The 12970-nt window shown below is 34.8% G+C and carries 13 protein-coding genes; 6 read left to right on the top strand and 7 right to left on the bottom strand.

Translation table 11 applies throughout. The annotated features are described in order from the left end of the window. Positions 1 to 9: 9 nt before the first annotated feature. From ZPR_RS16885 to ZPR_RS16855, 7 genes are all read right to left on the bottom strand, one after another. Positions 10 to 1338, bottom strand: a complete 1329-nt coding sequence (locus ZPR_RS16885; protein WP_041579043.1) for a TolC family protein — start codon at positions 1336 to 1338, stop codon at positions 10 to 12. Further along, entirely contained in the window at positions 1328 to 1948 is a 621-nt protein-coding gene (locus tag ZPR_RS16880) for a TetR family transcriptional regulator (protein ID WP_013072966.1), read from the bottom strand. The genes ZPR_RS16885 and ZPR_RS16880 overlap by 11 nt, the downstream gene beginning before the upstream one ends. 104 nt (positions 1949 to 2052) lie before the next feature. Then, entirely contained in the window at positions 2053 to 2469 is a 417-nt protein-coding gene (locus tag ZPR_RS16875) for a hypothetical protein (protein ID WP_013072965.1), read from the bottom strand. Positions 2470 to 2612: 143 nt separating this feature from the next. Further along, positions 2613 to 3332 (bottom strand): energy transducer TonB, encoded by a 720-nt coding sequence (locus ZPR_RS16870; RefSeq protein ID WP_013072964.1) that lies wholly within the window; start codon positions 3330 to 3332, stop codon positions 2613 to 2615. Positions 3333 to 3593: 261 nt separating this feature from the next. Continuing rightward, entirely contained in the window at positions 3594 to 5066 is a 1473-nt protein-coding gene (locus ZPR_RS16865; RefSeq protein ID WP_013072963.1) for a S41 family peptidase, read from the bottom strand. A gap of 101 nt (positions 5067 to 5167) precedes the next feature. Continuing rightward, entirely contained in the window at positions 5168 to 5860 is a 693-nt protein-coding gene (locus ZPR_RS16860) for a fibronectin type III domain-containing protein (RefSeq protein WP_013072962.1), read from the bottom strand. Continuing rightward, positions 5857 to 7098 (bottom strand): T9SS type A sorting domain-containing protein, encoded by a 1242-nt coding sequence (locus tag ZPR_RS16855; protein WP_013072961.1) that lies wholly within the window; start codon positions 7096 to 7098, stop codon positions 5857 to 5859. Before ZPR_RS16855 ends, ZPR_RS16860 begins: the two co-directional genes overlap by 4 nt. A gap of 169 nt (positions 7099 to 7267) precedes the next feature. Between ZPR_RS16855 and ZPR_RS16850 the strand changes: the two genes are divergently transcribed. The 6 genes from ZPR_RS16850 (at position 7268) to ZPR_RS16825 (ending at position 12929) form a co-directional block, all read left to right on the top strand. Then, complete coding sequence (locus ZPR_RS16850) at positions 7268 to 8578, top strand: Y-family DNA polymerase (RefSeq protein WP_233421319.1); 1311 nt, start codon at positions 7268 to 7270, stop codon at positions 8576 to 8578. Positions 8579 to 9212: 634 nt separating this feature from the next. Further along, complete coding sequence (locus tag ZPR_RS16845) at positions 9213 to 9503, top strand: helix-turn-helix domain-containing protein (RefSeq protein WP_013072959.1); 291 nt, start codon at positions 9213 to 9215, stop codon at positions 9501 to 9503. Continuing rightward, positions 9500 to 10180: a hypothetical protein gene (locus ZPR_RS16840; RefSeq protein ID WP_013072958.1), complete on the top strand. Its 681-nt coding sequence runs from the start codon at positions 9500 to 9502 to the stop codon at positions 10178 to 10180. Before ZPR_RS16845 ends, ZPR_RS16840 begins: the two co-directional genes overlap by 4 nt. Then, the gene (locus ZPR_RS16835; protein ID WP_013072957.1) at positions 10164 to 10835 is read left to right on the top strand and encodes a P-loop NTPase family protein; all 672 of its coding nucleotides are present in this window, start codon (positions 10164 to 10166) and stop codon (positions 10833 to 10835) included. Before ZPR_RS16840 ends, ZPR_RS16835 begins: the two co-directional genes overlap by 17 nt. Positions 10836 to 11053: 218 nt before the next feature. Continuing rightward, positions 11054 to 11644: an RNA polymerase sigma factor gene (locus ZPR_RS16830; protein WP_013072956.1), complete on the top strand. Its 591-nt coding sequence runs from the start codon at positions 11054 to 11056 to the stop codon at positions 11642 to 11644. A gap of 121 nt (positions 11645 to 11765) precedes the next feature. After that, a complete protein-coding gene (locus ZPR_RS16825) occupies positions 11766 to 12929 on the top strand; it encodes a FecR family protein (protein ID WP_013072955.1) in 1164 nt (387 codons plus the stop codon). Positions 12930 to 12970 lie beyond the last annotated feature (41 nt).

The raw sequence follows: 12970 nt of genomic DNA, 5'->3' as shown, positions 1-12970 counted from the left end.
TTAAAAAGATTAGTTGTTTTTGAAATTGAATTTGTTTGTTAGAAGACCTTCGGCTTGTAATAATTGATAGTATTTTAAGCTAATATCAGCCTGGGCGTTTGTTTTGTTTATTTTAGACTGAAGTTGGTCTACATCGGCTTCTAAAAGATCATTGGTATCTACAAGGCCGTTATCATATTTATCTTTAACAATACGGTAGTTTTCTTCTGCCTGTTCCTGCGATTGTGAATAAACTTCAAATTGGGTTAAGGCCAGCTGGTATTCTTCTTCTGCATTTTTAACCTGAATTTTTACATTGTCTTTTGCTTTAGCGATATTGTATTGAAGTTCTTCAGCTTTATGCTGTGCAAGTTTCACATCATTCTTAGCTTTAAATATTTTTGAAATATCATAGCTTACCCCAACTCCTATATTCATTGCATTGGTAACGGTTAAAGCATTTTGAATATCTAAAGCGGCATATCCACCAATCAATGCAATAGAGGGATAATAGTCAGCTTTTGCAATTTTGATGTTGTTTTCTGAAGCTTTTTGTCTATACTCCAGGGCTTCCAGATCTGCACGATGTATGGCACTATTTTCTATAGCAGGGGTAATACCTATTGTTCCTTCTGGTAATTTAAAAGTGAATTCCTCTGGAAGTTTTAAAAATGTCGCCAATCTAAAATTTAGAATTCTAACATTTTTTTGAGCTTCTTTTAGTGTAAGATGAATATTAGCTTCCTGTAATTTCGCTTTTAAAAGATCATTTCTTGCTAATAGTCCGTTTTCTTCCATAGCACTAAAATCTTTAACGCGCTGCTGTGCGCTTTTAAGATTTTCTTTTACAACGGCTACCATTTGCTGCGCCTTGTAAAGATTAAGATAAGTACTAATTGTTTGTAACGCGATACGTTCTTTGCTACTGGCAGCTTCAAGACTTGTGGCTTCAAAATTATTTATACTGGCAGCTACAGCATTTTTTAATTTAAACCCTGAAAATACAGGCATAGAAACACTGGCCTGGCCTAGCATGATTTGATTAATATCTGGTGTGCCAACATCTTCTGCTTCTCCCTCAGTAGGATTTGAATTTCCCACCGCTAGTTGAAGATCTATATCAGGACTGGTGAGGTATTGATATTGTCCTGAAAGGGAAAACTCGGGATATTGGTTGTTTTTAGTAACCTTCAGTTCTTCTGAAGCTGTTTTAATGGTCGTTTCAGCAAGCTTGGCATCATCACTGTTATTAAGAGCAATGTCTACAGCTTCTTTAAGGCTTAAAGTTTTATTTTCCTGAGAAAAACTTTGGAAACCTAAAAATAAACAACACATTAACACTAGGGATTTACTCTTCATAGGTTAAAAGTGCTTTAATTGTTCTTTGAATATGTTGGGTTAAAGTATGAGCTACAAATTCATCAAAATTATCTTCCTCAAATAGTCTGTGAGCTTTAGAATATATCTTTTTGTTGTAGTACAAATTGAAGTAGCTTCCTAATATCGTAGGGATAATAAGCTCTATATTTACATTTTTACTAAAAACACCTTCTTTTTGCCCGTCTTCAATTAGTTTTTTTAAGCTATCCAGATTTTCCTGTTTTCCTTTAAGATAATTAGAGAAATCGATTTTAGGATGCTCTCTGGAAAATTCAAAATGAATTAGTTTTTGTATCCTTCGGCTATTGTGGATACGTTTTATGACAGAGGCAACTATAGCGTCGATCTTTTCTATGAAAGTGCTTTCCTGCTGAATTATCTGTTCAATTTCAATTTTAAAACTCGAAATGCGATAAGAAACTAAGGTTTCCAGGAGTTTTTCTTTGCTTCCAAAGTAGTAGGAGATCATAGCAATATTAATTCCGGCTGTTTTTGCAATCATCCTAACCGAAGTTCCATCAAAACCATTTTTAGAAAATAATTCTTCAGAGACCTTTAGAATATGTATTTGTTTTTCGTTTAATTCCATACACTGAATCATAAAAATTCGGGTACAAATTTAAACAATTGTTTAAATTAAACGTTTGTTTAATTTCATATTAACATACAACGTTATCGTTGTGAACGGAAGTATTAATTTGTTTTCTCTTGCTGAAGTTCTTTGATATGCTGAAAAGCTTCATGAATAGAGGCTACCTGAAAAATTTTTCGCCTGTAAAACATCCGTTCAAAGATAAGGTTCATCATGCCGGAGGGATGTGAGGTTATGACTGAAAAGCTTTTTAAAAAATAACGATTATTAAAGAATTTTAACCAGTCCTGCGAGACCGTGTAATATTCGTGTATGCGGTTGGATATATAATGTGGGCGACAATCCTCACCTAAAATTCTCTTGGCATCAGCAATTACTTTTTCAGCACATGCCCAGTTGAAAGTAATCCCTTCGTGCATTTCAGAAACGATAATATCGTCTAGGAAATAATAAATCCCAAAGTCATAGTCGATAATCTCGATTACCTGATCGATATATTTTGAATCTGAAAGTCTCATGATATCAAGTATATGGCTAATGAATGTACAATTTTTATTTGAATCTTTGAAGTTAAAAAATCAGTTTGTTTTATGCTTTAAAAAGAAAAGACCGGAATTTTTTCCGGCCCTTGAAAAGTATAATTTGTCAATACGTAAATTTTTTAATTCTGTACTTGAAAGTTTATGGGAATAGTATAGCGAACAGGTACAGGTTTACCTCTTTGCTTCCCAGGCTCCATTTTAGGTAAAAGATTAATAACTCTTTTCCCCTCTTCCTCAAGAAGTTTGTGTGGTCCTCTTGCCTTTACATTTTTAACTTCACCGTTTTTATCTATTTCAAACATAATCGTAACACGGTTTATACCGCTTAGACCTATATCTTCCCCTAACCCGGTATCAAACTTTTTACCAATAAAGCGCGAAATTTTTTCGCTCATACAGGCCTTTCGTTCTTCGTTATCCTTTAAGTTTTCGCATCCGGGAAAAATAGGGACATCTTCGATAAACTCAAATGGAACCGGATCTACAGGTTCGCTATCAGGTACTTCTATAATATCATCTACTTCTACGATATCATCAAGACTGGTTTCTGTAGTTTCTATTTCGTCTTCAGGTTCGGGAGAATCATCTTCTGTAATCTCGATTACCGGTGGATCTTTAGGTTTTGGAGGTGGTAAGTCTTCCTGAACCTTAGTTATAGGGATGGCTTCTTCTTCAGGGATATCCAAGGGATCCCATTTTTCTGTCGTCGCCTGCTGTTGATCATAAGTTTTGAGATTAATCATAAAATAAGATAACAGCAAGACGGCAATAAGTCCAATTTGTAAAAATAGAACGGTCTTTTTCCTAAGATCTGCCTTTGGGTTTTTCTTTGGTTTCATAATGAAAAGAATTTATGTTAATAAAAAAAGTTACAACTTGAACTTATCAGACGTACTGATAATTAGGGTGGTAGGGATATTATCTCGAATCACAACAAGCGTGCCGAAGAATTGAATTTTTAGATTATACAAAAATATATAGGTTGATTTTTTACATATGAAACACTTCTCAAGGTTGAGGTTCTTCATTTCAGGCATAAAAAAAAGCGACTGTACTTTTATATACAATCGCTTTTAAGAAATATAAAATAAATGAGTTTACTACTTACTCAAAGGAGTTTTATCGATATACATTTTTTGGTATGTAGGCTTGAACATATTACTCTCCCCAATTTTTGCGAAATCAATTTTATTTTCTTGAATTCTTTTAGTTTGAATTTGTGACCTTCCTAGAATTTCGTCAAGTGCACGAGATAAAAATGGTTCTTCGGGATCGCCCAGTATGCCTAAATTGCCTAAATCTTCTTCTATTTGAATATCTGGAATCAAACCATCTACAAAATTAGTATATCCATTTTTATTGGCTATTTTAAGTACTAGAGGCTGCATAGCATAAGTATGCTCGTCGTTCCTGTTTTTTTCGCTAAATGTTGGACTATCATATAGTGTAATTGAAGCTTGAAATTTACCAGTTGTTGTTTCACCAATTTGCACCACATTTATATAAGGATCCAGACCATTAATTATAAGTTCACTTGCAGATGCCGTTGAAACGGTAGTAAGGATATAAACTTCCTTTAAGTTTAAACTATTGATTATTTCGCCCGTACTAAGTTCAGTATCAAATTTATTGACAAGATAATCTGGAAAATTTTCTTCGTAGTATTTTTGATAATCTTCGTTCCATTGCTCCTGGGCAAAAACCTGACCTTCAAACTGTCCGGTGATCATACTTGCCAGATCTGTAGCAGTAGTGACAGATCCTCCGCCATTATATCTTAGATCTAAAACAAGATCGGTAATACCTGCACTTTTAAATTCACCAAAAGCTGTATTAAGTTCTTTATCAAAATTTGCTATAAAGCTATTATACATTAGATACCCGATTTTTTTTTCATTCAGCTCAATCACTTTATTAATAAATACAGGGTTCATGGTATAGTAATCATCGGTAAGATTGGCCGTATTATCCGTCATATGGATTACGCCGTCTTCAACATAGCCAGTATTGATAGTAAAAGCATCCTTAGATAATAATTCAGTATAATTTGAGGTTGTTAATTGCTCTCCGTCAACTTCGGTAAAAATTGTACCTCTCGATAATCCTTCCTCTTCAGCAGATGTTCCCGGTAAAATATATTGTATATATCCAAAAACATCATTTGTCCCTCTAATTACTCCAAGTCCAAATTCCATTCCGGTGGCTCCACTTATTCCGTCGAATTGATTTTCAAGTTCCTCATAATCATCGGTAATAAAACTAAATCTATCCTGGCTTGAAAGCAAATTTTCGAAAAGTGATTCGGGTGTGCTAAAATTGTTTAGGAAGTCGGTTTTAGCTTTATCGTTGGTAAAATAATCATCAGCCAGTTCTGGAACATCGGCTTTATAAAGATAAATATCATTAAGTCCTCGATAAATAAAATTTTTAACCTCAAAATCAATTCGCTCTTCTTCTGTTTGTTCTTTTTCTTCTGCAGTGGGATCTTCCTCTGTAATATCACTGTCATCAGAGCATGCATTAAAGGAAAATAAACTTGCTAAGAATAGTAATAGTAAAAAATTCTTTTTCATTAGTTGCAATTTTTTAGAGTATATCAGCAATTATGCCAATTGATTTTATAAAATATACGAAGATACTACTACTGTGGATTATTATGATGTGGATTTTAACGTTATTTAGTACTAAAGGTCCATCTATCTCCCAAACTTGTAGACTTCCCATCAGAACAATTAACAATCCAATAGTATTTTTTATTAGTTTCTATGTCAACTTCTAGATTATTTTGTTCTAAATCTTTTTTAATAAGGTTGAGATTGCCATCTGTTCCAAAATAAATATCATAAGTAAGAGTATCATCATCTATATCAGATGACTCCCAATTTAATAAAATAGTGGTTCCGCTTATAGCGTTTGAGTTATTGCCGGGAGCTATTAACTTAGCTTTAAAAGGAATATGATTATTAGCAGCCTCACCTTCTACATAAAAAGCATAGGCGTTTGAATAGGTACTCTTATTATCCATAATGTCCATGGAATATAATCGCCAGTAATAAGCTTGGCCCTTAGGGAAATTTATATTAATAGAGAGGCTGGTGGTAGATTCAGTTTTAAAAATGTCAGAGAAAGAGCGGTTATTAGAGATTTCAATTATATATTTCACTTTATCGCCATCGGGGTCATTAACTTCATTCCAAGAAAATTCGATATCCTGATTGATGCAAAGAGAGTTATCATCTGGATAGATCAATTGAGGAGCAGTAGGTGCTTGATTGCTTGGAATATTTGGATCTTCATTAGAACTATTTTCTGGTGAACATGAAAACAAGCAAAAAATGGATAATATGAAAATTAATAGCTTCCTCATCTTTTAATAATTTTAATTGTCTCAGGGTTATATTCTCCAAGTTTTAAAAAATAAATACCAGTTGCATATTCACTAAAATCAAATTCAAGAATTTTGTTTTTAATTTTAATGTTTCCTGCAAATAGTAAATTTCCAGCGGAAGAATATAAGTTTGTTTGAATTAGTTTGTTTTCTGAAAACCTTGTTTTTTCTAAGTTTATAAAAGTAGAATTAAAAGTGGGATTGGGGTAAGCTATTGCTTTTAGGTTAGTACTGATACGCTCCCCATATGATAAAGAACAATCACCTGAAGAAACTACTTCTAGGTAATCCCCTGCAGTTGTATTTACGGCAATATTCTCTTTATTCGTATTGGCGATTTGGTGACCATTTAAAAATACGCGATATGGTTTTTCTCCTCCCTTCATATTGATTGTGGTTTTATTAATATTCGATTGGGATGCGTTTGTTTGAACCTCGAATACTTCTGGCTCTAATATTTTAAATGTGTAGCAATCGCTGTAATTATTGACTTTAGCTGTAAGGCATAACATGTATTCTCCGGATTTTAGCTCTTTAAATGTAAGATCATTCACAAAATCTTTTACAAATCTTTCGTTCCCCGTGGTAAGGACTGCGGTATATGGAATAGAAGAATCTCCTGTATTAATTTTTAGTTTTCCGTTCTTTTTACCAATACAAGTCGCATTAGTAACCTCTAAAATTGCGGCACCAAGCTCGATTTCTTCAATATTAATATTTAAAAAAGCAAAATGTCTGATGCCGGTTTTGATATCGGTCTCAATAATTTGAATGGTTCCTGTACCATGTGGTCCCCAATCTGCCGAAATAGTATTCTTATTTTGAGTGATATTTGCAACACCATTGGCAAACCATTGGTATCGTATGCCTTCTTTTTCAGAAACTCTGTAAGTTTTATTAGTGGAAAATTCTTTGACATTTGTGTCTCCTGTAATTTTAATGTCATAATCATTTTTCTCCAGAACTTTTACTTCAATTGATTTTTGGGGTGCAGTTGAACAGGAGCTTATAGGAGTTACAGTTATAGTATATGTGCCTGGCGTTTTCCATAATACTTCAGCATAGTTTTGCTGGAAATTGATTTCTGGATTTCCCGATACACTCCACTTATAATTAATAGCATTTTCATTAAGAACTGAATAAGTTGATTTTGTTCCCTCAACAACTTCTAGGTCCCCGTCAATGTTTGATATGTTGGGAGTATTTTTACTATCCAAAGAAATATTGAAAATTTCAGTATCAGTACTATTTGCATATAAATTCTTACCATTCTTATAAAACTTATCTAAACTGGTTCCTATATTTTTAACAGCATTCCAAGTTTCTCCTGCGTCGCTACTTTTATAAAGTATTGGGCCACTTACAGCATACCATTCATTCTTCGATTTGGCGTATAGAAATTCAGTTTTATCGCTAATAGTGGTAAAAACTCTTTTCCAGGTATTTCCTTTAATCGACTGTAATAACTTTTATGCTTCCTGTGAGCGGGTATTTAATCCTTCCCTGCGAAATAAACCGGTCGTGGTCTTATCTAACAATGATGGATGCGTAATTGCCCGGAGTAATGAAGCGAAAGCCCTCGGCATCCCTATGGGGGCACCGGCTTTTCAGTATGAGAAACTATTTCTCGAACATGAAGTAGGGGTGTTTTCATCAAACTACGCACTCTATGGAGATATGAGTAACCGGGTAATGAACATCCTGAGCCGTTTTACCCCCGAAATTGAAATTTATTCGATCGATGAATCTTTCCTGAAATTTAATGGGTTTGAATTATATGATCTCCGGCAGCTTGGAATGACTATTATTGATCAGGTATTTAAAAGTACAGGGATTCCTATCAGCATTGGTTTGGCTCCCACTAAATCCCTGGCGAAAGTGGCTAATAAGATCGCTAAGAAATATCACCTGCGTACCGGTGGGGTATATGCTCTGGATGATACCTTGAAAATCGAAAAAGCATTACGCTGGACGAAGATCGGTGATGTTTGGGGAATCGGACGGCAATATCAAAAACGCTTACTCCTGATTAAAGTTCATACCGCCTGGGAGTATACACAATTGCCTCATGAGTATGTGCGAAAAGAATTTTCTGTGGTTGGGATTCGATTGCAACGTGATTTATCCGGGCAACCCACCCTTGATTTTGAAGAAGTCATGCATAAAAAGAATATTGCAGTAACCCGATCATTCGAAAAAATGTATACCCATTTTAATGATCTTAAGGAGCGGATATCCACCTATGCTGCAAAAGCAGCTTTTAAACTTCGGAAACAAAACTCAGGTTGCACCATGGTGCATGTATTTTTAATTACCAACACCTTTCGAATAGATTTGAAACAGTATAAGGCGAGCCGTGGAGTGAGCCTGTCCTTCCCAACCAATTCTACCATTGTCATTACAAAAGCGGCTATACATGGATTGAAATCCATTTTTAAAGATGGTTATCAGTATAAAAAAGCAGGGGTCATTATCATGGGAATTAGCCCGTATACTACTCGTCAATTACCACTCTTTACCAAAGAAAATCCCAAACATGAGGAGCTGATGAAAACCCTGGATGCTTTAAACCAATCTCAGAATGGAAAATTAAAATTTGCCGGTCAGGATTTGGGACGTACCTGGAAAATGAAACAGGAACGACTCTCCCAAAGATATACCAGTAGAATTGATGAAATTATAAGGATTAAAGCCTAGATCGTTTATTTCCTGGATAAACTTATGTGGATAGCCCCCAAACTTAATTACAGTTGGAAAATTTAATTTCGGAATGTTATATCACAAACTTTTCTGTTCTTATACCTTTTTCAATTTACTCGATAATCGAGATGAAATACTCCGAGACCTGTCTCGTTTTAAATATTTTCTGTTCAAATTAAATGCTTAGTGGCTTTGCAACGAAGATAGTTACCCATCAATTTATTCTAAGCTATGGTAACAGATAAAGGTATTCTGGGGCTACTAAAAACCAAAGTATATTTTAATATTTATTTCCTATTTCCTCATTTTACTCATTCACCTAGATATTTATTTACAGTTTGTGCAGGGTGTTGAGGTTAGTGTTAAATTCTTTCGTACTACGATAATGATCAACTGATAATTAGTATAAGGTTTTTGATGAGTCTTTTTTAGTGGTTTTCATGGGCTAAATGATCCCATATTTCCGCATTTGCTATACTGTTAAATGTTATCGTAGTCCGCTTCGTACTACGAAAGATTCTCCATAGTTCTTCCCAGTTTTGTACTGAAAGTCAAATCAACCATCCCATCGTTACCGTTTGAAGATTTGGTTAGTTTACTGGTAGCGGTGGGATTTTAAAAATCATTTTCTATGTCTGCAACTATTATTACCACCGACGACCTTCGGGAATTTAAACTGCAATTGTTTAAAGAACTCAAGAATTTAATGCACCAAACCGAGGAAAGGAAATTGAAAAAATACTTAAAATCTTCGGAAGTGATGGATCTGCTCCAAATCAGTCCGGGAACGCTACAGCATCTGCGATTGAATGGAACCTTGCCGTATGTTAAAATCGGCGGCTTGATCTTTTACGAGGCGACGGATATTCAAAAAGTTATGGATACTCATCGTATTCAACATCATTCCGGCTTTTCCAAATGAATTATATTCGACACCTACAGCTGGTTTATCAGCAGTTTATGGAAGATGAGCGTCTGAATCCTTCCCATATTAGCCTTTATATGGCCATATTCCAGGAATGGAATAGTGCCCGGTTTCCAGGCGAACTTTATATCAACCGCCAGCAACTGATGCTATCCTCAAAAGTACGTTCGCAATCTGGATATCACCGCTGTATTAGGGAACTGGATGTTTTTGGATATCTCCAGTATATGCCCTCGCATAATCCCTATCAGGGAAGTCGGGTGAAGATGTTCACTTTTCGAACAAGTAGCGAACAAGCAGACGATCACAGGGATCCCATATTGGAACAAGTAGCAGCACACTACTATCCCAAATATGAACAAGTAGACGAACCTTATATAAACAGTAATAAACAACAAACATTAAAAAACATAAACAATACCAGTCCCACCTTTTTTGAAAATGAAATCATTCTATTTTTTAAAAAACAAAACTGGCCGGTTACCGAGGCTAAAAAGTTCTTTAGTTATTACCAAAATCAATACTGGAAAACCACGAAAGGCAACATCATTACGGATTGGAAAGACGCTGCCCAAAAATGGATCGCACGTTATAAGCGCTGGCAAAAAGAAAAAAAAGTGAATCAGGATTTTTTAAAAACTTCTAAAAACAAAGATTATGGACAACCCCTCTAAAATTGTTGAAAATGGGATCACCTATAGCCTGGGCGACTTTGACGGTACCACTATGCATTATGATTTCTACCGTATTCTTGAATACCTGGAGGTAAAAGGTAAACTGCTCTATGGTGAGGAGTTTAAGATCTTTAAAATAGACCGGCCACTGATCCGGAAACTCTGTGCCTATACTATCAACGATAGTAAAGCGGCTAAGCGATATGGAATCAGCTTGCAAAAAGGTGTTTTGCTGAATGGTCCGGTGGGTTGCGGAAAAACCAGTCTAATGAAATTACTTCGATATATTATCCCTGGTAAACCTACCTATGAGATGATCCCCTCCCGTAATGTGGTGTTTAGTTTTAACCACCTGGGATTTAAAACCGTAGAGGAATATGGGGATTCCGGGAGTTATTGTTTTGATGACCTGGGACTCGAACCTTACGGGCGGTTCTATGGAAAAGATGCCAACGTGATGGGAGAAGTGCTACTTTCCCGATATGAACTATATCGAACCACCCGGGGACGACTGAAAACCCACATCACCACCAACCTTAATGCAACGGAACTGGAAGAGCGCTACGGCAACCGCGTTCGCAGCCGAATGCGGGAACTGTTTAATCTGATAACATTCGATCAAAATAGCCAAGACAAACGCTTCTATTTAAAGTAATTAAGCGCTGGTTTTAATACCTTTTATACAAATGAGAATTTTTTGAAGAGATATTGAAATTAATTTCAGAGTAATATCCTGTTTTATTTGAAAATTATTCATTTTTTTAAATGAAAAAATTAAAATTCAATAAATAGTAGCGGAATAGTTGGCTTTAGTAGGTACTAATTTATGAAAATTAGTAATATTGAGAAGTTTTAGCAGTAAAGAAAGAACAAATGAGCTATGATGCTAAAGGGGATGATAAATTTTTAGTTTTCCAACTCAAAAAGGGAAATGAAAAAGCTTTTAATAGCTTATATGATCAATATTTATTGGATGTATATCATTTTTCCTTGAGTCTACTTAAATCAAAAGATCACGCGATGGAAGTAGTTCAGGAGGTCTTCCTGAAAATATGGATCACTCGCGATGCTATTGACGAGAATAAAAATTTTAAGTCTTTTCTTTTAACTATTACTAAAAATCTTTCTCTAAATATCTTAAATAAAGCAACTACCGATTTAAATTTTAGAAATAAAATCTACGAAAATTTAGAAACGCAAAGAAGTACTACCAATGAATATATCCTGAATAAGGAATATGATCAGCTCAAGAAGAATGCTATTGACGCCTTGCCCGCGGGCCGCAAAAAAATATTCTTATTGTCCAGAGAAGAAGGAAAATCGTATCAGGAAATCAGCGAGGAATTGAATATATCCATTAATACTGTAAAAACTCAGATTAAAAAAGCACTGGAAGGAATTAGGGAATATTTTTCAAAAAACACCGATATCGATCTTATTATTATCATTTTTTTATTTTTTTAAGTAATTAAAAAGCTGGTAAATAGTTATTTAGTGTGTTTTTTTTATTTTTTTTAAAAAAATATACTTTTCCGGATCACCCTTCTGTCCTTTTCGATTGTATTATTAATGAAGCTGTTAATAAATGAATAAGAACACAAGGTTTACATATCTATTAGAAAAATATCTCAATAATTCCTGTTCAAGGGAAGAGTTTGATGAATTTTTTGAATTACTAAAAAATCCTCTTTACACAAATTACCTGAAGGAGTCGTCGCTTTCAGATCATCTTCCTGAAGAGGAAAGAATTAATGATATTGCCAAAGAAACATCGGACATAGTTTTTCAAAATATTCTCAAACGTGCCCATCAAAAGAAAGTTTCCGGACAACGATGGAAGCCGCGTAAAATTTTAAGCGCTGCTGCTATTTTTATAGGTTTATTGATAGGGGGCAGTCTGTGGAATCAATGGAGGAATGAGAAGAATACTATTAATAGCTTTTCCGATGATCATGTTGTTTTAGAGCAGCATGATGGTAAGCAATTGATATTGGATACGCTGAAATCCACTAAAATAGTTTCAGCTGCAGGTGATACGATTAGGATCACACAGGGCAATTTAATCCGATATGATAAAAATTCTAAGATTTCCGGGAACAATACGATTCGCGTTCCCTATGGCAAAACTTTTCAGGTAGCCCTTTCTGATGGTTCCATTGTTCATCTGAATTCTGGTTCATCGCTAAGCTATCCGATAAATTTTTCTGAATCCCGGGAAAGAAAGGTAGAACTTGAAGGTGAAGCCTTTTTTGATATCGCCCATGATGTACAAAAGCCTTTTATAGTGAAAACCAATGAACTCAACGTCCAGGTACTGGGGACAAAATTTGATATTAACGCTTATCAGGAAAACAAGGATATCGCTGTAGCCTTATTGGAAGGTGCTGTAAAATTATATGATCAACAGGATAACAACGATAAATATGCTAAGGTTTTAAGTCCCGGGTTTGTTGGAAATTATAACAGAGCGAATAAAACCATCCAAAGGGAAGAAGCTAATGTAGAGAATTTTGTGGCCTGGAGGTTTGATAATCTTATATATAGAAATGTGAAAGTCAAAGACTTACTGACCAAATTAGAACGTCATTTTAATATACGCATTGACAATGAATATAAGGCAATTGAGAGTAAAACGCTAAATGCAAATTTTGGAGAAGAGCCTATAGACGAAGTCATGAAATATTTAAGTGAAATCTATGGATTTAAATATACCATCACCAATAAAGAGGTGACCATCAAAGAAAAATAGGGAATGGTGGCTCACTCCCTATTAAATGCTTGTAACAAGCA

Origin of the sequence: Zunongwangia profunda SM-A87 (assembly GCF_000023465.1) — a bacterium.
Lineage (GTDB): Bacteria > Bacteroidota > Bacteroidia > Flavobacteriales > Flavobacteriaceae > Zunongwangia > Zunongwangia profunda.
The sequence above is the reverse complement of the archived record's forward strand: the minus strand, read 5'-3'. Positions and strand labels throughout refer to the sequence as shown.